Annotated in this window: 25 protein-coding genes; 11 read left to right on the plus strand and 14 right to left on the minus strand. The window is 53.5% G+C overall.

Annotated features, from left to right (window positions below; all coding sequences use genetic code 11):
* The first annotated feature begins 158 nt into the window (after positions 1 to 158).
* Positions 159 to 1,190, plus strand: coding sequence for an AI-2E family transporter (locus PW844_RS08335; RefSeq protein WP_299450259.1), 1,032 nt, complete (start codon positions 159 to 161; stop codon positions 1,188 to 1,190).
* On the opposite strand, the gene PW844_RS08340 is transcribed toward PW844_RS08335, so the two are convergent.
* Positions 1,179 to 3,908, minus strand: a complete 2,730-nt coding sequence (locus PW844_RS08340) for a cation-transporting P-type ATPase (protein WP_299450261.1) — start codon at positions 3,906 to 3,908, stop codon at positions 1,179 to 1,181. The genes PW844_RS08335 and PW844_RS08340 overlap by 12 nt on opposite strands.
* 461 nt (positions 3,909 to 4,369) lie before the next feature.
* On the opposite strand from PW844_RS08340, the gene PW844_RS08345 reads away from it, so the two are divergent.
* Genes PW844_RS08345 through PW844_RS08355 form a run of 3 tightly spaced genes read left to right on the plus strand, consistent with a single transcriptional unit; the run spans position 4,370 to position 9,478 of the window.
* Complete coding sequence (locus tag PW844_RS08345) at positions 4,370 to 5,458, plus strand: efflux RND transporter periplasmic adaptor subunit (RefSeq protein ID WP_299450262.1); 1,089 nt, start codon at positions 4,370 to 4,372, stop codon at positions 5,456 to 5,458.
* On the plus strand, positions 5,458 to 8,520 hold the full coding sequence (locus tag PW844_RS08350; RefSeq protein WP_299450264.1) for an efflux RND transporter permease subunit: 3,063 nt from the start codon (positions 5,458 to 5,460) through the stop codon (positions 8,518 to 8,520). Before PW844_RS08345 ends, PW844_RS08350 begins: the two co-directional genes overlap by 1 nt.
* Positions 8,513 to 9,478 carry an acyltransferase family protein gene (locus PW844_RS08355; protein WP_299450265.1) on the plus strand — a complete coding sequence of 322 codons (966 nt, stop codon included), beginning with the start codon at positions 8,513 to 8,515 and terminating at the stop codon, positions 9,476 to 9,478. The genes PW844_RS08350 and PW844_RS08355 overlap by 8 nt, the downstream gene beginning before the upstream one ends.
* Before the next feature lie 42 nt (positions 9,479 to 9,520).
* Here PW844_RS08355 and PW844_RS08360 read toward each other — a convergent pair whose 3' ends face one another.
* A complete protein-coding gene (locus PW844_RS08360; protein ID WP_208717807.1) occupies positions 9,521 to 9,874 on the minus strand; it encodes a DUF1428 family protein in 354 nt (117 codons plus the stop codon).
* A 219-nt stretch (positions 9,875 to 10,093) separates the two neighbouring features.
* Between PW844_RS08360 and PW844_RS08365 the strand changes: the two genes are divergently transcribed.
* Positions 10,094 to 10,780, plus strand: coding sequence for a hypothetical protein (locus tag PW844_RS08365; RefSeq protein ID WP_299450269.1), 687 nt, complete (start codon positions 10,094 to 10,096; stop codon positions 10,778 to 10,780).
* A 21-nt stretch (positions 10,781 to 10,801) separates the two neighbouring features.
* Here PW844_RS08365 and PW844_RS08370 read toward each other — a convergent pair whose 3' ends face one another.
* Positions 10,802 to 11,056, minus strand: coding sequence for a hypothetical protein (locus PW844_RS08370; protein ID WP_299450270.1), 255 nt, complete (start codon positions 11,054 to 11,056; stop codon positions 10,802 to 10,804).
* Between PW844_RS08370 and PW844_RS08375 the strand changes: the two genes are divergently transcribed.
* Together PW844_RS08375 and PW844_RS08380 are read left to right on the plus strand one after the other, a co-directional pair.
* The gene (locus PW844_RS08375; protein WP_299451147.1) at positions 11,024 to 11,173 is read left to right on the plus strand and encodes a hypothetical protein; all 150 of its coding nucleotides are present in this window, start codon (positions 11,024 to 11,026) and stop codon (positions 11,171 to 11,173) included. The genes PW844_RS08370 and PW844_RS08375 overlap by 33 nt on opposite strands.
* Positions 11,174 to 11,205: 32 nt before the next feature.
* Complete coding sequence (locus PW844_RS08380; protein WP_299450271.1) at positions 11,206 to 11,538, plus strand: gamma-glutamylcyclotransferase family protein; 333 nt, start codon at positions 11,206 to 11,208, stop codon at positions 11,536 to 11,538.
* A gap of 100 nt (positions 11,539 to 11,638) precedes the next feature.
* On the opposite strand, the gene PW844_RS08385 is transcribed toward PW844_RS08380, so the two are convergent.
* Positions 11,639 to 11,866, minus strand: coding sequence for a hypothetical protein (locus tag PW844_RS08385; RefSeq protein ID WP_299450272.1), 228 nt, complete (start codon positions 11,864 to 11,866; stop codon positions 11,639 to 11,641).
* A gap of 155 nt (positions 11,867 to 12,021) precedes the next feature.
* Here PW844_RS08385 and PW844_RS08390 point away from each other — a divergent pair, with 155 nt between their 5' ends.
* Positions 12,022 to 13,215 carry a low temperature requirement protein A gene (locus PW844_RS08390; protein WP_299450273.1) on the plus strand — a complete coding sequence of 398 codons (1,194 nt, stop codon included), beginning with the start codon at positions 12,022 to 12,024 and terminating at the stop codon, positions 13,213 to 13,215.
* A gap of 29 nt (positions 13,216 to 13,244) precedes the next feature.
* Positions 13,245 to 14,192: a LysR family transcriptional regulator gene (locus tag PW844_RS08395; RefSeq protein ID WP_299450274.1), complete on the plus strand. Its 948-nt coding sequence runs from the start codon at positions 13,245 to 13,247 to the stop codon at positions 14,190 to 14,192.
* Here the strand turns inward: PW844_RS08395 and mdcH are convergent.
* From mdcH to mdcA, 8 genes are all read right to left on the minus strand, one after another.
* On the minus strand, positions 14,174 to 15,085 hold the full coding sequence (gene mdcH, locus PW844_RS08400) for a malonate decarboxylase subunit epsilon (protein WP_299450276.1): 912 nt from the start codon (positions 15,083 to 15,085) through the stop codon (positions 14,174 to 14,176). The genes PW844_RS08395 and mdcH overlap by 19 nt on opposite strands.
* Positions 15,082 to 15,687: a malonate decarboxylase holo-ACP synthase gene (locus tag PW844_RS08405; RefSeq protein WP_299450277.1), complete on the minus strand. Its 606-nt coding sequence runs from the start codon at positions 15,685 to 15,687 to the stop codon at positions 15,082 to 15,084. The genes mdcH and PW844_RS08405 overlap by 4 nt, the downstream gene beginning before the upstream one ends.
* Positions 15,688 to 15,689: 2 nt before the next feature.
* A complete protein-coding gene (locus PW844_RS08410) occupies positions 15,690 to 16,649 on the minus strand; it encodes an AEC family transporter (RefSeq protein WP_299450279.1) in 960 nt (319 codons plus the stop codon).
* A 131-nt stretch (positions 16,650 to 16,780) separates the two neighbouring features.
* Positions 16,781 to 17,569 (minus strand): biotin-independent malonate decarboxylase subunit gamma, encoded by a 789-nt coding sequence (gene mdcE, locus PW844_RS08415; RefSeq protein ID WP_299450281.1) that lies wholly within the window; start codon positions 17,567 to 17,569, stop codon positions 16,781 to 16,783.
* Positions 17,566 to 18,402: a biotin-independent malonate decarboxylase subunit beta gene (locus tag PW844_RS08420; RefSeq protein ID WP_299450283.1), complete on the minus strand. Its 837-nt coding sequence runs from the start codon at positions 18,400 to 18,402 to the stop codon at positions 17,566 to 17,568. Before PW844_RS08420 ends, mdcE begins: the two co-directional genes overlap by 4 nt.
* Positions 18,395 to 18,694, minus strand: a complete 300-nt coding sequence (gene mdcC, locus PW844_RS08425) for a malonate decarboxylase acyl carrier protein (RefSeq protein ID WP_299450284.1) — start codon at positions 18,692 to 18,694, stop codon at positions 18,395 to 18,397. The genes PW844_RS08420 and mdcC overlap by 8 nt, the downstream gene beginning before the upstream one ends.
* Before the next feature lie 9 nt (positions 18,695 to 18,703).
* Positions 18,704 to 19,570, minus strand: coding sequence for a triphosphoribosyl-dephospho-CoA synthase (locus PW844_RS08430; RefSeq protein WP_299450285.1), 867 nt, complete (start codon positions 19,568 to 19,570; stop codon positions 18,704 to 18,706).
* Positions 19,570 to 21,225 carry a malonate decarboxylase subunit alpha gene (gene mdcA, locus PW844_RS08435; RefSeq protein WP_299450286.1) on the minus strand — a complete coding sequence of 552 codons (1,656 nt, stop codon included), beginning with the start codon at positions 21,223 to 21,225 and terminating at the stop codon, positions 19,570 to 19,572. Before mdcA ends, PW844_RS08430 begins: the two co-directional genes overlap by 1 nt.
* 453 nt (positions 21,226 to 21,678) lie before the next feature.
* Between mdcA and PW844_RS08440 the strand changes: the two genes are divergently transcribed.
* A complete protein-coding gene (locus PW844_RS08440; protein WP_299450287.1) occupies positions 21,679 to 22,272 on the plus strand; it encodes a MerR family transcriptional regulator in 594 nt (197 codons plus the stop codon).
* Positions 22,273 to 22,322: 50 nt separating this feature from the next.
* Here PW844_RS08440 and PW844_RS08445 read toward each other — a convergent pair whose 3' ends face one another.
* Positions 22,323 to 22,799 carry a nucleoside deaminase gene (locus tag PW844_RS08445; protein WP_299450288.1) on the minus strand — a complete coding sequence of 159 codons (477 nt, stop codon included), beginning with the start codon at positions 22,797 to 22,799 and terminating at the stop codon, positions 22,323 to 22,325.
* Entirely contained in the window at positions 22,792 to 24,114 is a 1,323-nt protein-coding gene (locus PW844_RS08450) for a nucleobase:cation symporter-2 family protein (RefSeq protein ID WP_299450290.1), read from the minus strand. The genes PW844_RS08445 and PW844_RS08450 overlap by 8 nt, the downstream gene beginning before the upstream one ends.
* A gap of 136 nt (positions 24,115 to 24,250) precedes the next feature.
* On the opposite strand from PW844_RS08450, the gene PW844_RS08455 reads away from it, so the two are divergent.
* Entirely contained in the window at positions 24,251 to 25,141 is an 891-nt protein-coding gene (locus PW844_RS08455) for a LysR family transcriptional regulator (RefSeq protein WP_299451095.1), read from the plus strand.
* Positions 25,142 to 25,653: the final 512 nt, after the last annotated feature.

Consider the following 25,653-nt stretch of genomic DNA (forward strand, 5'->3'; position numbering starts at 1 on the left):
GCTCCCTTTGCTCAAAACTCCATGGGCAGAGGGTAAGCATCATCTGGCACTGCCGTGACTGTTTTCTGCTCATCCGTGGTGATTATCCAGGCCAGGTCAAAATATTGCGCATATAGTTATTGCAAGATCCAAAGCATTAACTTCAGGGAAATAACGAAATGAGCTGGTTTACGCCGTGGCCACAGTTATCGCGTGTACTGATTTTACTTGCCTGTCTGACATTGATTTTGTTCGGACTGCATCTGTCCTCTCACCTTATTAACCAGGTTCTGTTGGCGATGCTGCTTTCCATCATGCTGGACCCGCTCGTAAGTTGGTTCGAGCATAAACGCATCCCGCGCATTCTCTCCTCGCTGCTGATTATCTCGGTATTGCTGCTGATCATCGTGGTGACCATTATCAAACTGACCGTGTTAACCCCGGATTTGATCCTGCTGAGCCGCCAGACGCCGCTGTTGCTGACGGCAAGATTGCAGGAGGTGACTCAGGCCCTGGATCACATCGGCATTGCCCTGGCACCGGACGAAATGCTGGCGTTTGTCGATGCCGGTGCTATCGTTCGCTGGGCCACCGCTTTCCTGACTCAAATCCCCGGCGTGCTGTCATGGTGGGTGATGGTTTTCCTGATGCTGCTGTTTATGCTTTACGAGCTGCCGTTACTGAAAAATGCGCTGCACAAACGCGCGCAGGGCGACTCACCGGCGATTTATCTGGCGCTACAGGAAGGGATTCAGAGTGTCATTGTCTATGCCAGGGTTAAGACGCTGACGGGAATCTTCGGTGGTCTGATCGTCTGGGGTGGCGCGCAGTTACTGGGATTAAAATTCGCCTTTTTCTGGGGCGTATTGATGTTTGTTTTCAATTACGTGCCGGTGCTGGGTTCCTTTATGGCCGCCATTCCGCCCGTGGTACAAAGCTATCTCGCCTTCGATCTGGAAATTGCCCTGGTGATAGCGGGATTTTTTGTGGTGTTAAACCTGACACTCAGTTCCGTGCTGGAGCCGCTGATGGTGGGTAAGCGGCTGGATATGTCATTAACCAGCCAGCTGCTGGCTTTTTTGTTCTGGCAGGCCGTGCTGGGCATTACCGGCGCTATCCTGGCGATCCCTCTGACCTACCTGATTAAAAAAGTCCTGCTGGCCAGTTTCCGGCAACAGCAGGACTCCGCATTATCGAACTCAGGTCAGTGATTGGGTTTTCACCCCACGCCATGATCGTGTCAGACGTTTTTCTATCTCAACCACAATAAAGATAGCGATACTGACAATCAGTGAAATAAACCAGTAATTAATCGGTAACGGACGGGTGCCGAACAGCGTATTCATCAGTGGGATATAAATGATGATCGCCTGAAGCACGATCAGCACCACCGTCACCAGCCAGATACCCTTGTTCTTCATCAACCCGCTGTCGAGGGAGAAGCCTTCCGAATTACGGCAGTTGATCATATAGGCCCACTGCGCCGTCACCAGCATTTGCAGCAGCACGGTACGAATAAATTCCGGGCTGTAGCCACGCGGTTGTAGCCAGGCTTCCAGCACAAAGGCGCTGATGGAGATTAACAAGCCGACAAAAATGACACGCCAGATGGCATATCCATCCATCACATGCGCCTTCACATTACGTGGGGGACGGCGCATGGCATTGGCTTCTGCCGGTTCAAATGCCAGACCAAAAGACAGCGTGGCGGAAGTCGCCATGTTCATCCACAGAATCTGCACCGGAGTGAGCGGCAGCAGATTCCCCATCAGAATGGCGATAATAATCAGTAAGCCCTGCGCCAGGTTGGTCGGCATGATAAACAGGATGGTTTTCTTCAGGTTGTCATACACCCGCCGCCCTTCTTTGACCGCGGCGGCAATAGTGGCGAAGTTGTCATCCGCGAGGATCATATCCGCCGACTCTTTCGTCACCTCGGTGCCTTTGATCCCCATGGCGATACCGACATTGGCCTGCTTCAGCGCTGGTGCATCGTTCACACCGTCGCCGGTCATACCGACGATTTCGCCGCTCGATTCCAGCGCTTTTACCAGGCGTAATTTATGCTCCGGGCTGGTACGGGCAAAGATGTCATAGGTTTTCGCTGCCTGCGCCAGTTCCGCGTCGTTCATATGCTCAAGCTCATAGCCGGTGACCGCTGATTTGCTGTTGCCAATACCCAGCATCTGCCCGATAGCCATCGCGGTTTCCTGATGGTCGCCGGTGATCATTTTGACGCGAATCCCCGCCTGCTGGCAATCGTGAATGGCCGAGATGGCCTCCGGACGTGGTGGATCCATCATGCAACCCAGCCCCAGCAGTACCATGCCGTTATTCAGTTCATCATGATCGAGCGAAGTAACCGGCTCTAACATCGGCTTCCACGCAGCAGCGACAGTACGTAACCCCTCACTGGCGTAGGTGGTGATCGCCGCTTCCCAGTAAGCGAGGTCCAGCGGCTCCACGCCATTGGGTGTCTGTTGCTGCTGGCAAAGCTTCAGCAGCACATCAGGTGCGCCGGTCAACACAATGTAAGCTTGTCCGTCCGCAACACAACTCACTGACATGTATTTATACAGCGAATCAAAAGGAAGTTTGCTGATCACCTCAACGGATTTTTTCTGCGCAATACCTTTTGCCGCCAGCACTTTCATCGCACCTTCGGTGGGACCACCGACGATCACCCAGTGCCCACTGGCATCCTGTCGCAGCTGACTTTCGTTACAGATATCAACCGCATGCAGAAATTGCTGGAACAGCGGATCAGTTGCGGCATTCAGTCCACTGGCCCCTTCCTCTGCCACAATTTCGCCTTTCGGTTCATAGCTGTTGCCGCTGACGCGCCATTTGCTTTTTGCCAGCACCACCGCTTTGACCGTCATTTCATTCATCGTCAGGGTGCCGGTTTTGTCAGAGCAAATGACCGACATCGCACCCAGCGTCTCAACGGTAGGTAATTTACGGATAATCGCCTGTACGCGCGCCATTGACTGCACGCCGAGTGAAAGGATGATCGAGATAATGGCCGGTAAGCCCTCCGGCACCGCCGCCACCGCCAGGCTGATAACCGAGAGCGCCAGTTCAGGGAAGGGAATATCACGCAGGATGTAACCGAAGATAAACAGCGCAACCATCATCAGCAGGATGATGAAAAATATCGCTTTGCCGAGTTTATCAATCTGGACCAGCAGCGGAGTTTTCACCTCTTTCACAGAGCTTATCATCTCGTTGATATGCCCCAGCTCGGTGTCGCCACCGCTGGCCACCACCACGCCCGCAGCGGTGCCAGAACTGACAGTGGTGCCTGAAAACGCGAGGTTAAGGCGGTCGCCCAGTGATTTTTCACCGGACAACGCATCAACATTTTTAGACACCACGGTAGATTCGCCGGTGAGAATCGCCTCCTCCACCCGCAGGTTATGCACGTCAAACAAACGCAAATCTGCCGGGATTTTATCGCCAGGACGCAGCATCACCACATCGCCGGGCACAATATCCTGGGTAGGTACGGTGATTTGTTTGCCGTCGCGCACCAGGATGGCTTCGCTGGCTAACATATTCTGGATACTTTTCAGTGATTTTTCGGCATTACTTTCCTGAATAAAACCAATTAACGCATTGATCACTGCCACACCGATAATAACAAATGTATCCACCCAATGGCCCATCACCGCCGTGATAAGCGCTGCGGCAAACAGGATATAAATCAATACATCTTTGAAATGCGCGATAAATTTCAGTAGTGCTGACTTCTCAGGTTTTTGTGGCAGCGCATTGGGGCCGTACTTTTCCAGGCGCTCATTGGCTGCAGAAGAAGATAAGCCAGACGGTGAACTTGCTAAGTTTTGGAAAGTTTCCTCTGTAGTGCACTGATACCAGGGCTGCCCAGCTAAAACAGCACCCTTATCCTGACCTTGAACATTTTCCATATGGACCCCTAGCTATTAAGCTATTGTTAAAATGAGTTTTTCAACAAAACACACACAAACTGAGGTAATTAGATTTTTAAGACACTGACCGACACTTTCGCCTGAAAAAAAATAATCCAGCTAATGATTTGAATGAGATAAATTAAATCTAATCTATATTATCAGAATGGCAATGTTAGCTTGCCTGTACGTACCGATTCTGGCTTTACACGTCTCTTGTCACCATCAACGGCAGAGAGAAAGGGAAATAATAATGGAAATACAGATGGTTAAGTTGGTTTTTGGCTTCGTCATCATGGCAGTTGTCGCCACCACTCTGGTGGGACTGCTAACCTGGTTCGTGGTATCACATATCTCCTGATAGCTTTTCTGAACTGCAACACAAATGTAGTAATGCTTAAAATTGTTCCTTATTAACTGATTAATCCATGGCGCGGTATTTTCGGGATGAGGGAAAAATAATGATAAAATACAAGGCAATGCTTTTTCTGCTTTGCTGTGTTCTGCTTACCGGTTGTGATGAAAAAAAAGAATCCCCACCACCGCAACCTCGTGTAATTAAGGCGTTTACCATCGCCGCTGGCAATGCTTCCAATATCCGCATATTCCCGGCACGTATTCAGGCAGGTGATAACACCGACCTCGCTTTTAAACGCGCGGGGCAAATCACGCAGCTGGATTTACGTGATGGGATGACGGTTAAAGCCAATCAAACCCTCGCGACGCTGAATGATACTGATGCACGTCTGCGCGTGAAGGATCGGCAAAATACGTTCCAACTGGCAGATCGGCAATATCAGCGCTTCCGTTCACTTTCCAACCGCAGCGCCGTGTCGCAGGCTGATATGGATGTGCAGAAATCCAATCGTGATGCTGCCGCCACTGCGCTAAGAATTGCTCAGGAAGAGTTGCAATTTCTCACCCTGCGCGCCCCCTTTGATGGGGTGATTGCCAGAGTTCAGGTCCGTAATCATCAGGTGGTGGCCGCAGGACAACCCATTGCCTTGCTAACCCGCGCCGATGTGCTGGATGTGATCTTCACCGTGCCGGAAAGTTTGTTTACCAGTCTCGATATCCAGAACGTCAGCTACCAGCCGGAGGTGCAATTTAACGCCCTGCCCGGCAGAACCTTCACCGCCAGCTACAAAGAACACACCACGCAAACCGATGCCGCTACCATGACCTGGCAAGTGGTACTGACCATGCCGCGTCCGGCCGATTTACCCAATGTGGCAGGGCTAAGCGGGTCGGTACGGGTCCAGTTGCATAACCTGCCAAATGCGCCAGCGCAATCACGCGTGGTGGTACCCGGTGCTGCGGTGTTCAATCCCGATCGCAGTCCCACCAATCAGCCCCATGTCTGGTTGATTGTCGGCGAGGGCAATGATTTACACGTTAAAGATCAGCAGGTAGAAGTTGGCGATGTCAGTGCCGCAGGCGTTGAGATTATTTCCGGACTCAAACCTGGCGATCGTATTGTGTCAGCAGGAACCGGCGAGCTACGCAATGGCGAAGCGATCCGCATCTGGACCCGTGAGCGGGGGTTATAATGCGGATTTTAGACAACTTTATTAATAAACCCATCCGCATCTGGATGGTCATTCTGCTGCTTGGCGTTGGCGGTATTTATGCGCTGCTCAACATTGGCCGACTCGAAGATCCCCTGTTCACCATTAAAGCCGCGGTGATTGTCACGCAGTATCCCGGCGCATCGGCACAGCAGGTGGAAGAGGAGGTGACGTTACCGCTGGAGAACGCGTTACAGCGGCTCCCTTCACTCGATAACGTCACGTCCATCTCCAGTAACGGCCTGTCGCAGATCACCGTTTCGATTCATACCAGCTACCTGGCAAATCAGCTGCCACAAATCTGGGACGAACTCCGGCGTCGCGTAGGTGATGCCGCGCTTCAGTTTCCGCCGGGGGCGCATACCCCGTTTGTGAATGACGATTTTGGCGACGTCTATGGCTATTTCTTTGTGATTTATGGCAAAGATTTCACTAACGACGAACTGCGTAACTACGCCGACCAACTGCGGCGTGACCTGGTGCTGGTGCCCGGCGTGGCCAAAGTGGCAGTGGCGGGTGTGCAGCAGGAGCAAATCCGTATCGCTCTCTCCAGTACGAAAATGAGCAGCTACGGTATTACCACAGCGCGGGTGGCTGATTTGCTTAGCCGAAGCAACGTCGTCTCAAACGCCGGAAGTATCCGTATTGATGGTGAATCCATCCGTTTTAACCCCACCGGTGAATTTCAGTCGCTGGAGGATTTAGCCAACCTGCCGATATCGCGCCCCGGCACCACGCAAACCCTGCATCTGCACGATATCGCCACCCTGTCACACGGCGTGACCGACACCCCGGATAATCTCTACCATGCTGATGGGCATGAGGCGCTGGCGATTGGCGTCTCCTTTGCGCCCGGCGTTAACGTGATTAACGTCGGTGATGCGCTGACGCAAAAGCTCGACGCTTATCAGCAGGACAAACCGGCAGGCATTTCACTGAAGGTGTTTTATAACCAGGCGCAGGAAGTGAAACAGTCGGTAGATGGATTTATCCTTAACTTCCTGATGGCACTGGCGATTGTCGTCGGAACGCTGCTGATCTTTATGGGGGTACGCAGCGGCATCGTCATCGCCGCATCGCTGGCCTTCAACGTGCTGGGTACGTTGCTGGTGATGTATTTGTTCGGGCTGGAACTGCAACGCATCTCGCTGGGCGCACTGATCATCTCGCTCAGTATGCTGGTGGACAACGCCATTGTGGTGGTGGAAGGCATTAAGATCGACCAGCAGCGCGGGAAACCGTTGCAGCAGGCCACCACGCAAATGATTCAACGCACGGCGTTGCCGCTACTGGGCGCAACGGTGATTGCCATCATCGCTTTCGCCCCGATTGGCCTGTCTCAGGACTCCACCGGTGAATACTGTAAATCCCTGTTCCAGGTGCTGCTGATCTCCCTGCTACTCAGCTGGGTTACTGCACTGACGCTGACGCCAGTGTTTATCAAATGGAGCGAAGCGCGGCGTAAAGAATTAAAAATGCCGCAACAGGACGATCAATCCCCTTATCAGGGCATTGTGTTTCGCGTCTACCGCCGCACACTGACCGCATTGATTCGCGTGCGCTGGCTGACAATTACAGTGATGGTAGCCTGCCTGGCCGCATCCTTATATGGCTTCACCTTTGTTAAACAGAACTTCTTCCCCTCCTCCAACACGCCGATATTTTTCACCGATCTCTGGCTGCCCTATGGCACCGATATCAACCATACCGCCGCGACCGCCGCGCAAATCGAGCGTTTTATTAATCAGGAAGAGGGGGTAGCGGCTACCGTCACCACCATTGGTCAGGGCGCGATGCGTTTTACCCTGACTTATGATTCCACCCGTCAGTACACCAATTACGCGCAAATCATGGTGCGGGTGAAAGATGGCCGCCAGCTGGAACGTATCGCCTTAGCGACTGAGCATTATATTCAGCAGCAATATCCGCAGGTGAATGAACGCATTAAACGTATTCAGTTCGGCAGCGCCAGCGACAGCGCGATCGCCCTGCGTGTTATCGGTCCGGATCCTGATACGTTGCGCCACATTGCCAGCCAGATCGATGGCATTTTCCAGGCCGATGGCACCACGTTCCCGGTGCGTAATGACTGGCAAGAGCGTAGCAAAGTTATCCGCCCACAATACTCGGCATTGCGCGGGCAGGAACTGGGTATCGATAAACGCGATATCGATCAGGCGTTACGCATGAATTTCAGCGGGGATGCGGTGGGTATCTTCCGCGATGGCTCGCGGCTGATCCCGGTGATGTTGTATCCGGCGGATGATGAACGCCAGAATATTGATCACATTGCCAACATTCAGTTGTGGAGCAACTCATTACAACACTTTGTTCCGCTCAGCAACGTGGTGTCGGATTTCCGTCTTGAGTGGGAAGACCCGTTGATTATGCGCCGGGATCGTATGCGCGTATTAACGGTGCAAACTGACCCGGACCCCGCCCTGGGGTTCACTGCGGCACAGGTGGTGGCGCGGGTGCAGCCACAAATCGAACAGCTGAAGTTGCCGCCCGGTTATCGCCTCGAATGGGGAGGCGAGCTGGAAAGTTCACGTGAAGCGCAAAGTGGGTTGCTGAGTTCGCTGCCGATTGGCTTCCTGGTAATGTTTGTTATCACCATCCTGATGTTCAACTCGCTGCGCGATGCGGTGGCAATCTGGATCACCGTACCGCTGGCCTTAATCGGCGTCACCTGTGGCTTCCTGCTGACCGGTATTCCGTTTGGCTTTATGGCGCTGATTGGGTTGTTGAGTCTCTCGGGAATGCTGATCCGCAATGGCATTGTCTTGCTTGAAGAAACCCGCCAGTTCCGACAGCAGAAATCGCTACAGGACGCGATTCTGGATGCGGCGACCTCGCGTTTGCGACCGATCCTGCTGACGGCATTTACCACCGTACTGGGTCTGTTGCCATTGTTGCGCGATGTCTTTTTCCAGAGCATGGCAGTGGTGATCATTTTCGGCTTAGGTTTCGCCACGGTGCTGACTTTGCTGGTGCTGCCGGTACTGTATCGCTGTTTCCATGCAAAGGAAGCTGTTGATGAATAACACCGGGCTTAATCTGTTGAAGACGCTGGCCTGCATGACGGCAGTGTCTTTTTTCACCCTGTATCAGAGTTATGATCGCTATAACTACAATTACAGTCTGGCCCTCAACATTCTGAGTTTTATTTCCACTATTGCCACACCGCTCTACTTTTTACTGAGCGGTTATATCGACAGCGGGCAGAATCACAGCCCCAGCTGGCAACTGGATAAGATTCGCCGCATTTTGTTGATTTTTCTCTTCTGGTTTACCTTTTTCTGGTTCGCCGGGGTGCAGAACAAAGGCTATCTGATTCAGCCGTGGTTTATGATTTCACTGATTTTAATTTACGTGTCACACCCCCTGATTGACCGGTTAATGTTGTTTCCCGGCAGAACGGCAGCGATTATTTTTATCCTGTTACTGGCAGCATTTTTGTATGACATTCTCGCGGTATTGTGGCCGGACAACCGGGCGTTCTCACTGCTACCGCAATACCGCATCTGGACCTGGGTGCTCTATTACCTCTCCGGCCGTCTGATGGCGTTGCCGATGGTGAAACAAACGCTACAATCGGTGCGGGTGGTGCGGCTCAGCCTGCTGTTGCTGCCCGCGGTGTATCTTTTTACCTGGCTGTATGAACGTTACTACTTCATCGCCCGCTTTATCTCTACCGGCAATGATTTCGTCCTGACAGGGTCGCAGGTCTATTTTCTGGTGATCTTGATAGCCATCAGCGTTAACGGCATCACGCTGCCTGCGCACTGGAAAAAGCTACCGGCGGTCTTCGCCACTCTGGGTAAAACCATGACCGGCGTCTATATCCTGCATTATCTGGTTTTCAATATTCTGGCGTGGGCCATCAGCATCCGATCGGTGGTGGATAAGCTATTGGTCATTGCGCTGACGGTAGCACTGGCAATGCTGATTTCGCTGGCAATGCTGCAAATTCCGGGCGTCAAAAAATTGATTAGTTTGTAATGGGGATGGCTGGCGGCACGCCGCACAGCCAGCAGGGCCTTGTCATTCATCGAGCAGCGGAGCGAAACCGCCATAAATCATGCGCTTGCCATCAAACGGCATATTTTCGCCCATCTCTTTCATCCGCGGATCGGCCATCAGTTTTTTATTAGCCTCATCACGCACTTCTTTCGAAGGGTATTCAATCCAGCTAAACACCACCGTTTCGTCCTCTTCCGCTTTTACCGCCATGCGGAAGTCGGTGGTTTTACCGTCCGGTACATCATCTGCCCAGCATTCAACGATGCGCGTCGCGCCAAACTCCTTAAACAAAGGTGCGGCTTTGGCCGCCATCGCCAGATAAGCCTCCTTGTTGTCTACCGGAACCGCCACAACAAATCCATCAACATAGGACATAGGTGATCCTCCGTCGTCAACTGCGCGATCGGTGATGATCGCGAGGTTCAGTGTACGTGAGCCAGGTAAACTGGATTTGCGTGATGGGCCGCAAAACTTCTGAATGCCTTCAATGGCGGTGAAATTACCTCAGGCATGCCACGTTTATATTCACCAGTCCCTTTAACCTGCTCAATGCGTTAAACTTTCACCCACCTTCGTTAAGTCACACGGAATTTTATGCGTATTACAATCGAACAGGCCGATCAGCCCTTTATCCATAGCTTTTTTGGCGAGAAAATTGACAGCATTGATGCGGATTCTGCGCAGGCAAACCCGCTACGGCAGGCGCTACAGGTGGCGCGTCAGCAGGTAAACCAGGAAGCAGAGCTGAACTGGAAGCGCGGTGCGATATTTCTTGTGCTGTTTATATTTCTCTACGCGGCGCTGGGTGCATCGCTCACGCTGGACCTCAGCACCAAAGACACCAGCCATAAAAGCATCGCGTACGCACTGGAAGCGGTGCCGGTCTTAATCGCTTTTTCTGGCTTTTTCCTCTCGCTGCTGTTTCTGTTCTTTACCCGCAGCAGCGCACGTCGCGCACGGAACTGGGAACGCAGCGTTGTGTTGCTGGAAAAATATACCGGCACCAACCTGAGCCAGCAGATTAATGCGATGGGTGCGCGCACCACACATTATTCCTTCTCAGCGATCATGACTTCCCTGGCGCTTTTTATCAGCCTGACCTGGGTGGTGATGTATAACTTCTTCACCTTTACCACCAGTGGCGTGATCGGCAGTGTTATCTCGCTGTTTATTACCACCATGACCTATGTGATCCTGGATATTCAGCTGTTGAAATCCGGTAAGCAGAGCGAGATTGATGAACCTCTCGTCCCCGCTGACGATGATAAAGAACAGCCGTAAGCATGAATCGCCCTTTTAGATTCAGCACGCTTCCGCTATCACCTCCACCAGGATTAAGGGACAACGCTTCACCCGGCAAGCCTGGGAATACGCCAGTGAACATACCGAACACAGGTCCCGCACCTCAGACTGGTATTGATATTCGGTGAAGTAACGGAAGCGGCCACTGTCAGGCTCAGTACGCCAGAAACGTTGTGGTTCGAGAATTTCATCAAGCTGCCTGAAAGTCAGGGCTGAAGGGTTATGAAACCCCACTCTTACGCGATAGATAGTCATAACATGATTATTCGCACCCTGCCCGCTACCAGCCAGACGTTATTGGTTTTCAATGCGATAGACTTTGCTTATCAGCTTTCCTGTGGTGCAGGTGACATCCCGCACCACGAGCGCTAAAGTGGTTCTTTTGTTTGATTTTACGAGGGAAAATGAAACCTTTATTTGTCTACGGCACGCTATGCCCGGGCCGTTCCAATGCGCATATTCTGGAAAACATCGGCGGCGACTGGCTGGCGGGTTACGTGACTGGCACCTTCTTCGAACGTGGCTGGGGCGCAGCGGCAGATTTCCCGGGTATCGTGCTGGATAAAAACGGCCCGCGCGTGGCGGGTTATTTGTTTTTGTCAGACCAGCTGGATGCCCACTGGCCGATGCTGGATGAGTTTGAAGACGGCTATGACCGGGTGGAGGTTGATGTCACGACGTCACAAGGCCAGCAGGTGACCGCGTGGGTGTATCAGTTGCAGCCGCGTAGTGAGTAACATTTTGCATGGGTCGTAAAAATTACGGTTGACGAAAATATAGACCTTATTGATAATAAAAAACGGCGGCACAGTGGGTATGACCGTGCCGCCGGAAAAACTACTTTTTACGTTTGTGGTTTATCCTGGGGGGCCGACGTTGCAGCGTTTGCCCCCTTAGTTTTTTCCACAACCGCCGGACCATAAGTCCGATCAAAACAACAACCACAATAACGGTATATTTCCCCGCCTGTGTTGCCGCCCCTGTCCAGCAGTGCTGGATCAGCGCTTCCGCATCACCCGCAAAGCCAGCCAGTTCCAGCAGTTTTAATACTAAATCGCACATCATTGTGCCCTCTTTAAAGCCGGGAAGCCCCCGACAGGGAGAGAGCGGCACAAATTTAGCGCAAATATCTTATGTTGAATGATAACGTCACGCAACTATCGATAACCTCTTAATATGTAAGTTGACTCCACTGTTGATCATCTGCTGAGGTAAGTGCCATGACCGATGAAGATAGCCGTCTGCATCCGCTGCTGCGCCAGCGTGACGGGCACCATGCCCGTGTCACCTGGGAAGAACTGTTTTTCGATCTGGTTTACGTCTTTGCGGTAACGCAGCTCAGTCATTCCCTGCTGCACGACCTTAGCGCCAGCGGCATGCTGCATACGCTGATTCTGTGGTTTGCCGTCTGGCTCGGCTGGCAATACACCTGCTGGGTCACCAACTGGTTCAGCCCGGAAACCCCGCAGATCCGCACGCTGTTATTTGTCGTGATGGCGGCGGCGCTGATCATGGCCGCCGCCCTGCCGCAAGCCTTCGGTGATAAGGCGGGTTATTTCGTTGCTGCTTACGTGATTATCCAGGTGGGACGCACAGCCTGGATTGTCTGCCTGCTTGGTCAGCACCATGCGCTGACCGCCAACTATCGTCGCATGCTGGTATGGTTGCTTATCTCGGCGGCGTTATGGTGTGCCGGGGCGCGCAGCAACGACAGTCTGCGTACCGCATTGTGGGCGTTAGCCGTGTTATGTGAGTACCTTTCACCCATGAGCGGATTTGCCTTTCCCGGCATGGGGCGATCCTCCACACGCGACTGGACCATTGAGGGAGGACATCTCACCGAACGTTGTCAGCTGTTTGTCATTGTGGCATTGGGAGAAACACTGCTGGCAACCGGCGGCAGCCTTGCCGCCAGTGATGAATGGACGTTTCCGGTGTTGTCGGCAATGGCGGCGACCTTTCTGTCGGCTATGGCAGTGTGGTGGCTCTACTTTGGCACCTCCGGCGAACAGGCGACTCAGGCCATCACCCATTCCACCGATCCGGGCAGGATGGGCGCGATGTTTCATTACGTCCATGTGATCCTGGTGGGCGGCATTATCGTCATGGCGGTGGGCAATGATCTGATTCAGGAAGACCCGGAACAAAGCGTCACGTTCCTGCACGGCGCGGTGATCTGCGCCGGTTCGATCATCTTCCTGATTGGCAGCGCCATTTATAAACGGGTGGTGTACGGCACCATCCCGCTGACGCATATTGTCGGGGCGCTGGTGCTGTGTCTGGCTGTGGGGATTGTGCAACAACTGACGCTGGAACAGGCAGGCTGGCTCACCACCGTCATTATGCTGATTTCCGCGTTTGCCGAATCCCGGGTACATCGCAGCCGCATGATTAAAATGAAAGGTGTATCATAGCCAGCGAATTCATTTTTAAGCCTTTATCCATGAAACTCAATTTCGATAACGACCTGACGGTGCGTAAGCTTTTTATCTTCTGCACCTATATGGAAAGCGAGAATCTGGCCCGCACGGCAGAAACTCTCGGCATTAGCACCGTCAGCGTGCATCGTGCGTTACATACGCTGGAGGAGAGTCTGCGCTGTCCGTTGTTTGCCCACAAGGGGCGCAATCTGGTGGCGTTACCTGCCGCCTGGACGTTGCTGGAATACAGCAATGAAGCGCTGCAAACTCTGAGCCAGGGGCTGGAAGAGACGCGACGCACGGCGGGTATCGGGCTGGGTCATCTGCGGATCGGCACCCTCTATTCATTGTCGCTGGATACCGTGCCGCGCCTGATTATGAATATGAAGCTGCGCCGCCCCGAGCTGGAGCTGAACCTGACGATGGGGTCGAATCAGGTGCTGACAGGCATGCTGCAAAACAATCAGCTGGACGCGATGATCATCTCGGTGACGGCAACCGAAATCGACCAGAGGGTGTTTGAGCAGGTGGGTTTGTTTCAGGATGATATCTATCTGGCGGTGCCCACTGCCGAGCAGCGCGATTCAACAGCAGATATTGATCTGCGCGACTACAGTGATAAGCCGTTTGTCTCGCTGGATGAAGGATTCGCCACCTTTACCGGCTTCCAGGAAGCCTGTCATGTCGCCGGTTTCGAACCCAATATTGTCACGCGGGTGAATGACATCTTTTCCATGCTGAGTCTGGTGCAGGCCGGGATGGGCTATTCGCTGGTGCCGGGCCGCATGCGCAAACAATACGAACACGATTTGCAGTTTCTTAAACTGGCCGAGCCGTATCAGATGCGCCAGCAAATCGCCATCGTCTTTGCCCGCAACCGCGAGCACGATCCCAACCTGCTGGCGCTGGTGGCAGAAGGTCGAATGTATGCCTTAAGCCTACAACATAAGGCTCAGCGCCCCTCGTCCTGATGCAGGCGGGCATAGAGATGATGCACCAGTTCCATGCTGCTGCGTTCCAGCGCCAGACACTCACCCTGCGGCTGCGTGCTGCGGGTGAGCCCGGTCAGCACGCCGCCTGGCGGCATTTCAAGCACCAGCCGCACTTCGCGCTCCTCAGCCGCGACCATCGCCTCATGCCAGCGTACCTGGCGCGCCATATTCAGCGCCAGATCATCCGCAATACGCTCCGGCTGCCACAGCACACGAGCGCTGTTGCCACTCAGGTAAGCACAACGCGGACGTTGCAGGGTCACCCGTTTCATCGACGCCACCAGCTTACTCGCCGGTTCAGCCAGTAATGCGCAGTGGGAGGGTACGCTGATCGCCAGACGTCGGACACAACGCGCCCCGCGCGCGCGCGCCGCATCACCGGCGGATTGCATCGCCTGCTCGCTACCAGCGATCACGATTTGTGTTTCCGAGTTGATGTTGGCGATAAAACTGTGCTGGTTATCCACCAGCGGTTCAACCTGCTCCAGTGGCAAACCGTTGATCGCCGTCAGCCCATAGCCGTGCGGATACGCGCTTTCCATTACGTCACCACGCAGGGCAACCAGCCGCATGGCATCAGCAAAATCCAGCGCCCCAGCAATCACCGCCGCCGGATAAGCGCCAATCGACAGACCACATACCATATCCGGCTCGATGCCCTGGGCTACCAACCGTCGTGCGGCTGACACCCCGGCAATCAATAACGCCAGCTGCACTGCCCGGGTGTGCTGCAACGCTTCGTGGCTATCCAGTGTCGCCAGTTCATCACCCAGTATCTCCTGCGCCAGCTGCCATGTTTCATCGCGCGGCAACTCAGCTAACATGCCCGGCCTTTGTGCACCCTGGCCGGGGAAAGTAAATAAGGTTTTCATGGCGTCTCCTCTGCCCAGGGGTTAGCCGTCAGGCGCGGCCCGCGCGCAGTTTTCAGCAATACCCGTCCGCTACGCAACCACTCATTCAGGGCAAAACCACCCTGCGGCGTCTCTATCTGGGTATCAGCGCGACAGGGCAACGCCGCCAGCGCCTGTTGCCAGCGGGCAAAATCTACGGGCTGCCGGGGTTGTGGTGCACGAATCAGCAGATCTAAATCACTGTCCCGATGCAACACCGGCAAAGCGGTTGCCAGTGCGAAGCCGGTACTGCCGGTGACGCCCCATTCCCACGACCAGGGGTGCTGGCGCAACATCACCAGCGCCTGCACCGTCGGATGGTCATTTAACTTCGCCGGGACGACCAGCATTTCGGGTGAGATGATGTGAGTGACATCATGCGGTGCGACCCAACCCGCAGCCCGCTGATGGCGTGCCTGACCACGCACGCCAACCGGAATCAGTCCATCCTTCCTCACATCACGCCGCACCACCACCGGTTGCTGATGGTTCCACAGTTCCGCCACCCAGGGTTCTGTCACCCCAAGTAGCGCTGCATCATGGCGCAGCCAGAGGAGGTCATGTGGACGTGCGGCGAAGTTCATTTTCAGATTCCTGCGGTTAAAGAGATAAACAGCGGCAGCGACAGAATCGACAACAGCGAGCTAAGCAACAGCACAGCTTCCGCATCCGGTGACTGCACGCCAAAACGGTTGCCGAATACCACGCCAAAGAAACCAGCAGACAGCGCAATCATCAGAATAGCAGTGACCGCGACGGTGCCGTGTAAACCGAACACCAACACAATCCCCCAGGCTATCGCTGGTTGAATCAGCAACTTAGTGACGGTAGAGCTAATCACCATCGTGTTGATTTTCAGTTTACGCGCCGAGAGGATCACCCCGGTCAGGAACAAGGCGGCAGCGGTGGCTGACAGGCCCAGCGGCTTAATCGACGCCAGCAGCAGGTCAGGCATTTTCACACCAAATGCTGACAGCACCACACCCAGCAACGGTCCCCAGACAATCGGTTTTTTCACTGAACGCCACATCAGTACCGGCAGCATGGCCAGCGTTGAGCGTTGTGTTTCACCGGCAGCACGCGCTTTCTCACGTTCGAGGATCAGCAGGCAGAACGGCGTCATCAGCACGGAGCCGCAGGCGATGGAAACCGCCACCGATAGCGAGGTAGCAGAACCTTCACCCACCACGCTGCCGAGAATCGGCAGCCCGAGCGCGGCATAGTTGGGCAGCGCGACGGTCAGCGTCAGCACGGCCGCATCCTGTGGAGACTTTTTAAACACACCGACAGCAATGAAATACAGTGCTGCATAGGCAATCCACATCGCCAGGGTCAGCACCACAATCAGCGGCATCTGCGCAACGATACCGCTCCAGGGAGTTTGCACCGTGGCACTGAACAGCGCCGCCGGTAAGGCAAAATCCATCACAAAAATATTGAGCAGTGAGACGTTCTTGTTATCGACCATCCCAGCCTTGCCAGCCCAGAAACCCAACAGCATGATGACAAAAATGGGTGCAAGGGCATGAAGAATCACGTAAGTCATAAATCACCTGTTATTAGAAGAGTGAATACTGACGCGATGGTGTTCATTTAACAGATGCTTCAGGTCACCGGGCGTGAGTCACACACCCGGTCCTGTCGCTATCCGGCAGGTAAGTCTTTGTTATTTTTTTATTACCAGGCGGCACGCATACGTTCGCGTACCTGCGCAGAAGCCTGGCGATTGGCAGCTACCTCACCGGAACCACGGCGTGGATCACGGCGAGCATCCTCAATCGCGGCAGCCAGCGTGTCACGCACCCGCTGGAGGTCGCTCGCGCCCGGCGCATCCGGGTCGGCAATGTTCAGCAGCGAAGAAAGCAGGCCCAGGGTGGCGTAATTACTGATGTCGTAGGCCATCGGCGGCACGGTCGCCGCCAGTTTTTCCAGCGCTTCCACGGTACGCAGCGTGATGCGGGCGGCAGATTCTTTACCCATTGCGTGCACCAGCACACCGGCATCATTAAAGGCAATCAGACGATTGGCCTGATACCCGTGCGCCAGAAACGCCCCGGACATTGCCTTACCGACAATCAACCCGATGACCGGGTGTCCGGCCAGCCGGGCCTGGGCATAGGCACCCGCTGCGCCCGCCAGTGCCTGGTGAATACCGAAGGCTTCTTCACGGCGGCCATACGCCTGGCTGGGGACATCAATCACCGCGACAATCGGGCGTTTGGTCGGTTTATCGGCATCGGCGGCGATGGTCTGGTGCACCACTTTCGCCAGCGTCCAGCCTTCCAGTAACCCCACTTCCCCTTTGGCGGCACGCGGGTAGCGATTGTGTGCATCCGGGATCACGGCGATATAGCGGACACCGTCGGCATCAGCTGCCAGCACCGAGGGGCACAGGCCCAACATTCTTTCTGCTCCGGCGGTCAGCTGGTTAAACCACAGTTCACCACGGCTGTTAATTGCGCTCATTTGTTCACCTCCGGTGCAAAGACCTGTTGAATCACGGCCGTGCTGGCCTGTTGCTGCGTATCAAAGCGGGATAAACGATCCAGATAGAAGGCATAGTTATCGCTGCGATGCTGCGCCGGTACGCCCTGCGCAATCGCCGTGTCCACCGCTGCCTGCACCGCATTGACGCCATCACCCACCAGCGCTTCCACCAGCCCGCTTTGATAACGAATTTCACCGCCGGTCATGCTCCAGATAAACGGACGGTCGCGCGAGTCGTACTCTTCAATGCCGGCTTCCTGTTCGATAACCTGCGGACCGTTCAGGCCCAGACGTGCTTCGCGAGTGACGATCAGATAGCTGCATAGCGCTGCGGCAATCGACATACCACCAAAACAACCCACCGTACCGGCGACGATGCCGATCACCGGGGTGTAACGCCGCAGGTCAACGATGGCCGCATGGATATCGGCAATCGCTGCCAGGCCGAGGTTGGCTTCCTGCAAGCGCACACCGCCAGTTTCGAGGCACAGAATTGCCTGAGTCGGAATGCCTTTACGGTTGTCTTCGGCAGCCAGTTCCAGTGCAGCGGCCATTTTGGCCCCGGACACTTCGCCCATGCTGCCGCCCTGGAAAGTTCCTTCGATAGCGACCACCACGGTAGGTTTACCGTTGCGGGTACCTTTCATTACCACCATGCCATCATCGGCCTGCGGTACGATGCCCTGCTTTTCCAGCCACGGCGACATCACGCCTTCGAAAGGATCGAGCAACTCGCGGATGCTGCCTGCGTCGAGTAACGCCAGCGCCCGTTGCCGCGCCCGTAACTCAATAAAACTGCTGTCGTTACGCATGAGCGACCTCCTCAAACACCTGTTCAATACGAATACGTGCGACACCCGGTGTAGCGCCAAAGTCATGAATCACCAGCTGGCCCGCAGGCAAATCAGTGAGCTGGGATAGGCGGTTAAACAACGCTTCCCAGCGCGCCTGACTGTTGTTCACCGACGTGGTAATCGCGATATTCAGGACGTTTTTATCGTCAGCTGAAAACAGCACCTCCATATCACCCGATCCCACAACCCCCGCCAGCGCCTTACCGCTGAGCGTGCGGCTGGACGGGTATGACAACGTTATGTGTTCCATAGCTACCTCTTATTCATTGAGTGGCAATGCGTGAGCGCCCGTCATCCGGTCAAGAAACAATGTGGCGGCCAGTAAATCGGCGGCCCCGCCCGGTGAGGCGTTGAACCCCAGCATCGCGTTATCCAGTTTTTCCAGCGCCCTGCGCCCTGCCGGTTGTGCATAGCCCCCGGCGGCCAGGACCTGACGCGCGCCGTTCTGCAGGGCGCGCAGCGCTGGCAACCCGGCCCGGTGCAATACGCAGGTATCGGTCAGAGAAGTCAGAATGGCCATCAGCGCATCAATGCGCGCCGCCGTTTCATCGGCCCCGTTACGTCGGCTGGCCTGCAACTGCGGCAGCGCCAGTCGGGTGATATGGGGAAAGCCCTGCTGTGCTTCTTCGCGTGCACCGGGAACCCGGAAGCGATGCACCACCCGTAACCCTTTGCTGAAGGTTTTCGGCGCGGCGCGATCCGGCAATGTTGCCAGCTGAGCGGCCAGCTCACAGATGTGCTGGCTGGTGCCAACCCCTGCCTGCATGGCGCAGGCACTGACCAGCAATCCCAGTGCCCAGATGGCACCGCGATGGGTATTCACCCCGGCGGTCACCATCATCATTTGTCTCTCACCTTCACGCCCCAGTTGCCCGATGGTTTCCCGCAGAGCGATATCCGCCGGACGTTGCCAGCTTTGCTGCGCCAGCGCGTAGAAAGTCGGTGTCAGGCTGCGGGCGGATTGCTCCATCAATGCCAGCGTGAGATCGTGATGTGCACCACTACCGCGACGATCAACCAACCCAGGCTTGGGCGTGAGGTTCACTTCTTCAATCAGGCAATCGGTCGCCACCTGCGCCAGCCATTGCAGGCGATGTTCAACCGGTGTGGGTGAGAGTCGTTTCATTACCAGCTCCGGAATTTCGCGGGCGGGTTGTACAGGCCGTCTGACCATTCAACCAGGTCAGCGACGCTACCGGCCGCCAGCAGAGAACGGGTGGCATCTGAACGACGAATACCGATATCTTCCGGGAACACCACTTTGCCGCTGCGGCGCAGTTCGGCGACGCGTTTCGCATCTACGCCCAGACCGATATCGGTGATACCCGCCACCGCCGCCACCATCGCCCGACGTTCTTCAAGGCTGGTGGCGCGATACAGGTAAGCGATACCCTCTTCCGTCAGTACGTGGGTGACGTCATCGCCATAGATCATCACCGGAGCCAGCGGCATACCGGCGCTTTTCGCCACATCAACTGCATCCAGTTTTTCCACAAAGGTCGGTTTCACCCCGGCCTGGAAGGTTTCCACCATCTGCACCACCAGCTTACGGCCACGCTGGAGCGGATCAGGCTCGTTGATCATTGCCAGCCAAGCGGGTGTGGCGTGACGACGGCCATGTGGATCGTGGCCCATGTTAGGTGCGCCACCAAAGCCCGCGAGACGGCCACGGGTAACAGTGGAGGAGTTCCCTGAGCCATCAACCTGCAAGGTGGAGCCGATAAACATATCGACTGCGTACTGCCCGGCAAGCTGGCACATGGCGCGGTTGGAACGCATGGAACCGTCAGCACCGGTGAAGAAAATATCGGGACGAGCGCGGATGTACTCTTCCATCCCCAGTTCACCGCCGAAGCAGTGCACACTTTCCACCCAGCCGCTTTCGATAGCGGGAATCAGCGTGGGGTGCGGGTTGAGGGTCCAGTGTTTACAGATTTTGCCTTTCAGGCCGAGTTGTTCGCCGTAGGTTGGCAGCAGCAGCTCAATCGCCGCCGTGTTGAACCCGATACCGTGATTCAGCGACTGCACCTGATGTTCGGCGTAGATGCCCTTGATGGCCATCATCGCCATCAGGATATGTTCCTGTTTGATCAGACGTGGGTCACGGGTAAATAACGGTTCGATAAAGAAGGGTTTATCTGCCACCACCACGTAGTCAATCCACGAGCCGGGTATATCAACGCGTGGCAGATCGCATTCGTCATCCACCAGTTCATTCACCTGAGCAATGACAATGCCATCGTGGAAGGCGGCGGCTTCCACCAGCGCCGGGGTATCTTCGGTGCTGGGACCGGTGTACAGATTACCTTTACGGTCGGCTTTATAACCGGCAATCAGCGCGACGTTGGGCGCTAAATCGACATACAGACGCGAGTACAACTCTATATAGGTATGGATGGAACCGATTTCGAGAATGTTATCTTCCAGTAACTGGGAGATACGCAAGCTCTGCGTACCGGCAAAAGAGAAATCGAGCTTACGGGCGATCCCTTTCTCAAAAATATCCAGGTGTTCACTGCGCCCAACGCTCGGCATGATCATATGCAGATTGTTGACCTTAGCAGGATTGACCTGCGCCAGCATGCGTGAGAGGAAATCGGCCTGTTTCTGGTTATTCCCCTCCAGCACCACCCGGTCACCTGGTGAAATCAACCGTTCAAGCATTTCTACCAGTTGATCGCCCGGAAGCACTTTGCCCGCTACCGGTACGGATGCCAGTCTCCGCTGTTTTTCGATGCGCCGCGTATTCCAGACACGCGGCGTATTCTGTCCTGATGACATGACTAACCTCCTGAATTAGCGAATCTCAATGATTGCTGCAACTGGATTGAGTCTGGTCTTCAGGGGCAATTTCATCAATCAAGCCCGGGAGCAAATCGTTAGCCTGAGAGTAATGATTAAATATTAAAAAGTTTGATGTGGGTCAAAGACGCGGACGTTTTTTCTCACTCCGTAGCAGCGAAATTTATTGTGCGTCTTTTTACAATGCCGAAAATGAAACAGCGCGATTAATCTCGCCGCGACAAATTTATGCCAGTCATTAAGCGAAGCGCTATATTTGCTTTTTTACAATCATTCACAGATCCAATTATTTATTGTGTCTAAAGATGTTCAACAGGAAATATAATACCTCTTAAGAGGTATGATGATCGCGATCAATTAACCGATAGATTAATAAAGCATGATAGGGGCGTATTGATGTTCTGTTTACAGTTCCCCCGGAGAGTATGAAATATGCGATACACCACAGATGAAGTGTGCCGATTAACCCATCTTTGTCCTGAGATTCTGCGCAACTGGCATAGAAACCGCCTGATAAAAATAGATTTCTCACAACAGATTAGTGAGGCCTGCCTTGCTGATATCCGTGTCATTAAGGCGCTGACGTCATCTGGCGATACGCTGGAAGAAATTAAACAACTCCTCAATGATTCATGGTGTTACCGACCCAGCGGCTGGCCAGCCCGGCGAAAAGAGTTGCAGGCATTAATAGATAACCATAGCCGCTTCGCTATTAATGATCACCTGAGAAAACTGACCAGGACTTATTGTTTTTATGACCTGACAAAATATTTATTTCTCCCGTTGATTCATCAACCTGCTTCGGCAATAAACCAACCGGAGAACCATCAATTTGCTGTCGCAACGATCAGAGCGCTGGCCTGTATGACTGACTATCCCTGTACAGTACAGAAAAGATTGAAACCATTACAGCAACCGGCATTCTCATTTCACGGTAGCATGGAATTAAAAACAAATGAGTTTACTTCTCATCAGGTTAATAACCCTGGCACATTTAATCGTGTGACGACTGTTTTACCGGGCTAAGGGTATGATATTCAGCCAAAGAAGGAGGTTCCGCAGAACCTCCTTGTCATTTATCTTTTCTGCCAGAATGATTGTTGCAAGCCAAAGATTTCGGGTTCCAGCGCAGGAATCGGTCCAATAAGACGCACATCTTTCTGCCCATGCGCAAAAACCTCACTCGCTGCCAGGCTCATGGTTGGGTTTTCCTCATGGCTGCCGGTGCATTCCAGCAAGTGCGCTTCGCTCATGCCAAACACCACCCGCCCGATATTCGCCCAATAGATGGTCCCGGCACACATACAGCAGGGTTCGACTGCGGTATAAAGCGTGCATTGCCATAAATACTCGGGAGAAAAATTCGTTGCCGCGTTACGCGCCAGCGTCGATTCCGCATGGTTCACGCTATCGATATTGCATTGTGTCAGCAGCACGGTTTTATTGTCTGGAGCCACCAGTACCGCACCAAACGGATGTTTTCCCAGCGCAATCGCACGTCTGCCTACCTCATTGGATAAGCGGATAAATTCAACATCATAATCATTAAGCATGGGAGCGCTCCGTTTGCGAGGCATGGCGATTCAGTACCGCGTTCAATAACACAGCGGTGAATCCACCCAGGAAGATTCCACTGTCGAAGACCAGCTTTAACGACGGAGGCAAGGCATGGAAAATTGCCGGAAAAGCCATCGGCACGATCCCCACCGCTATCGAGACAGCGATAATTAATATGTTCTTTTCATTATTAAAATCTGTGTTCTTTAGCTCCTGAATCCCGGCGCTGATCGTCATACCAAACATCAGAATCCCTACCCCGCCCAATACCGGGCTGGGAATGGCGGCAATGATGGCACCCAGCTTAGGAAACACGCCAAGCCCCACCAGAATGGCTCCCGCCGCAATCAGCACCAGCCGACTGGTCACTTTTGTCAGCATGATCAGCCCGGCATTTTGCGAAAATGCATTGTAGGGAAAGCTATTCAGACAGCCTCCGAGCATAGTGGACAACCCATCAGCGCGAATCGCATCCGCCAGACGGTGTGAGGTCGTCGGTTGGCCAATCAGTTTGTCGATTAACAGAACATTGCCGGTGGTTTCCGTCATCACAATCAGCATCGAGAGGCACATCACCAGTATCGGCGCAAAATGAAACTCGGGCAGGCCAAAGGCGAATGGCATGCTCAACCCCACCCACCCCGCACTGGAGACCGCAGAAAAATGGGTCATGCCCATCATCCAGGACAGCGCGGAACCACAAAACAGGCCAAAAAGAATACTGAAATTACGAATCACCCCTCGCGTCATGCAGTAGAAAATCAGGGTAATGATCAAGGTTCCGGCACCGAGCAGCAGCTTATCGACGCTGGCAAAATCCGGGGCGTCAGGATTGCCGCCTCCCAGCCAAATCGCAGCGGCGGGCATTAGCGATATGCCGATTAGCGTGATCACGCAACCAATCACCACGGGAGGGAAAAACCTCACCAGTTGACTGAAAACAGGTGCAACCAGCAAGGTAAATAAGCCACAGGCAATCGCGCCACCAAATACCGAGGTAATGCCATATTGCTGGCCGACCATCAACATCGGCCCTAGTACCACAAAAGAGCACCCCTGGATCAAAGGCAGGCGCGCACCGAAACGCCCTACCCCTAGCGATTGCAAAATAGTGGCTAACCCCGATGTCAGTAAACAGGCATTAATCAACACGATGGTTTCGCTGCCCGGGAGTTTTAGCACCGATGCCAGAATCAGCGGAACCGTCACGGTACCTGCATACATCACCAATACATGCTGGAATCCCAGCGTCAAAATACGCCTTAAGGTCAACGGGTTATCCGCCTGCCCGCTATTTAACACGCTTTCCATACTGCCCCCTGAAAAATGAAAACGTTGACTGAACGACCGTTCGACTATATGTAATTAAAAATGGCAACCGATAATCAGCTGCTTTCAATAAAACTGAAAGGTGAGGCATTACGTGAAGTATTCATTAGATCAACTTATGACCTTCGAACAAGTCGCAAAGTCAGGTTCATTTTCAGCAGCAGCCCGCGTGATGAAGCGCTCACAATCTTCGGTCAATATGGCGATGAGTAATCTTGAGGACGAGTTCAACCTCAGCCTTTTTGTTCGCACGCCGCGCCAGATAAGCCTGACTCCGGAAGGCAATACCTTGCGTGAATATGTCAAAACCGTTCTGGAACAATGCAATGCTCTGGAGCAGCGAGTCAGTGCCTTCAACATTGAAACCGAAGCGCATGTCAGCCTGGCAATCGAAGTTCCCTATAAGACGGTCGCCACCGTGCTATACGAATTTGCTATGCATTTCCCGCAAGTAGATATTCATGTCCGTGAACCCTTTCAGGGTGATGTGGAAGCGATGGTGCGGAAAAATGAAGTGGATGTCGGTATCTCCATGTCGCGTCCGGTGGACAGTGATGCCATTGAGTTCGCCCAGTTAGGTAAGCTGATCATGGTGCATGTGGTCAGTTCAGAACATCCGCTCGCGAAACGTCTGCCGGTGTCATTTGCCGATTTGCACCGCTGGCGACATATCACCTTTGGCGAACAACAGAAAACCATCCCCAGTACCGAATATCTCGGCAGCCCGCTGGTCTGGCGAGTCGAGAGTTACAATGCAATGATCGATGCGGCCCTTGCCGGACTCGGCTGGGCTTCGGTTCCACGCATTTTTGTACAGCGCGAACTGGAGACAGGGGTATTAACTGAGTTACGGCAAAAGGAGTATCCGCATACGGACTGGATTGTCGGAGTAGACCTGTTGTGGTCGCGAAAAAAACGCGCCGGACGCGCCATGAGCTGGTTGATTGATCGTTTACTTAAAAATAAAATTTTCGAAAAGGATCATGCCGGAAATAGCACTACGCTTTGAGGGGAATCCACACTATTTACGACCTACACAAGCTTGTCTGTATAATTAGTTACTTTTAGATAAAAAACTAAGACAAAACTACACAATCACTCTACATTGACGTGCAGACATGGCTATTTTTTGTTTTTAATCAACGATTTCAAAAAAATAATTACGATAAACTTCACGCAACAAAAGTCCAATTTCCGTGAAAAAAATCTGCATCCGCCATACGGGTAAGTTAATTATTCTATTTATCATTGAGATACGTTACTCAACAATTAAGTAATCCGTCAAAATGCTTCATGCGGTAGAACGAAATCTCGAAAAAACTTTAGCAAATAATGCGATTTTTTTATTGATCAAAACTTCAATTTCCCCGGAAATATCCTATACCCCTCAGAATCATCCTACCTAATTAGAGTTATGTACTCTTTTAGATAAAGCCTAAATTACGAAAACTCAATAACATCTCTCATTAAATGCCTACGGCTACTTTTAAGAATTTTCCCAGGCCACAAAAACACGAATAA

This window comes from Pantoea sp., from assembly GCF_028283705.1.
Taxonomy (GTDB): domain Bacteria; phylum Pseudomonadota; class Gammaproteobacteria; order Enterobacterales; family Enterobacteriaceae; genus Pantoea.

Bases quoted from the DNA above. Each gene is read 5' to 3' on its own strand.
- PW844_RS08335 (WP_299450259.1), top strand. From the start codon at position 159: ATGAGCTGGTTTACGCCGTGGCCACAGTTATCGCGTGTACTGATTTTA.
- PW844_RS08340 (WP_299450261.1), bottom strand. From the start codon at position 3,908: ATGGAAAATGTTCAAGGTCAGGATAAGGGTGCTGTTTTAGCTGGGCAG.
- PW844_RS08345 (WP_299450262.1), top strand. From the start codon at position 4,370: ATGATAAAATACAAGGCAATGCTTTTTCTGCTTTGCTGTGTTCTGCTT.
- PW844_RS08350 (WP_299450264.1), top strand. From the start codon at position 5,458: ATGCGGATTTTAGACAACTTTATTAATAAACCCATCCGCATCTGGATG.
- PW844_RS08355 (WP_299450265.1), top strand. From the start codon at position 8,513: ATGAATAACACCGGGCTTAATCTGTTGAAGACGCTGGCCTGCATGACG.
- PW844_RS08360 (WP_208717807.1), bottom strand. From the start codon at position 9,874: ATGTCCTATGTTGATGGATTTGTTGTGGCGGTTCCGGTAGACAACAAG.
- PW844_RS08365 (WP_299450269.1), top strand. From the start codon at position 10,094: ATGCGTATTACAATCGAACAGGCCGATCAGCCCTTTATCCATAGCTTT.
- PW844_RS08375 (WP_299451147.1), top strand. From the start codon at position 11,024: ATGAAACCCCACTCTTACGCGATAGATAGTCATAACATGATTATTCGC.
- PW844_RS08370 (WP_299450270.1), bottom strand. From the start codon at position 11,056: ATGACTATCTATCGCGTAAGAGTGGGGTTTCATAACCCTTCAGCCCTG.
- PW844_RS08380 (WP_299450271.1), top strand. From the start codon at position 11,206: ATGAAACCTTTATTTGTCTACGGCACGCTATGCCCGGGCCGTTCCAAT.
- PW844_RS08385 (WP_299450272.1), bottom strand. From the start codon at position 11,866: ATGATGTGCGATTTAGTATTAAAACTGCTGGAACTGGCTGGCTTTGCG.
- PW844_RS08390 (WP_299450273.1), top strand. From the start codon at position 12,022: ATGACCGATGAAGATAGCCGTCTGCATCCGCTGCTGCGCCAGCGTGAC.
- PW844_RS08395 (WP_299450274.1), top strand. From the start codon at position 13,245: ATGAAACTCAATTTCGATAACGACCTGACGGTGCGTAAGCTTTTTATC.
- mdcH (WP_299450276.1), bottom strand. From the start codon at position 15,085: ATGAAAACCTTATTTACTTTCCCCGGCCAGGGTGCACAAAGGCCGGGC.
- PW844_RS08405 (WP_299450277.1), bottom strand. From the start codon at position 15,687: ATGAACTTCGCCGCACGTCCACATGACCTCCTCTGGCTGCGCCATGAT.
- PW844_RS08410 (WP_299450279.1), bottom strand. From the start codon at position 16,649: ATGACTTACGTGATTCTTCATGCCCTTGCACCCATTTTTGTCATCATG.
- mdcE (WP_299450281.1), bottom strand. From the start codon at position 17,569: ATGAGCGCAATTAACAGCCGTGGTGAACTGTGGTTTAACCAGCTGACC.
- PW844_RS08420 (WP_299450283.1), bottom strand. From the start codon at position 18,402: ATGCGTAACGACAGCAGTTTTATTGAGTTACGGGCGCGGCAACGGGCG.
- mdcC (WP_299450284.1), bottom strand. From the start codon at position 18,694: ATGGAACACATAACGTTGTCATACCCGTCCAGCCGCACGCTCAGCGGT.
- PW844_RS08430 (WP_299450285.1), bottom strand. From the start codon at position 19,570: ATGAAACGACTCTCACCCACACCGGTTGAACATCGCCTGCAATGGCTG.
- mdcA (WP_299450286.1), bottom strand. From the start codon at position 21,225: ATGTCATCAGGACAGAATACGCCGCGTGTCTGGAATACGCGGCGCATC.
- PW844_RS08440 (WP_299450287.1), top strand. From the start codon at position 21,679: ATGCGATACACCACAGATGAAGTGTGCCGATTAACCCATCTTTGTCCT.
- PW844_RS08445 (WP_299450288.1), bottom strand. From the start codon at position 22,799: ATGCTTAATGATTATGATGTTGAATTTATCCGCTTATCCAATGAGGTA.
- PW844_RS08450 (WP_299450290.1), bottom strand. From the start codon at position 24,114: ATGGAAAGCGTGTTAAATAGCGGGCAGGCGGATAACCCGTTGACCTTA.
- PW844_RS08455 (WP_299451095.1), top strand. From the start codon at position 24,251: ATGACCTTCGAACAAGTCGCAAAGTCAGGTTCATTTTCAGCAGCAGCC.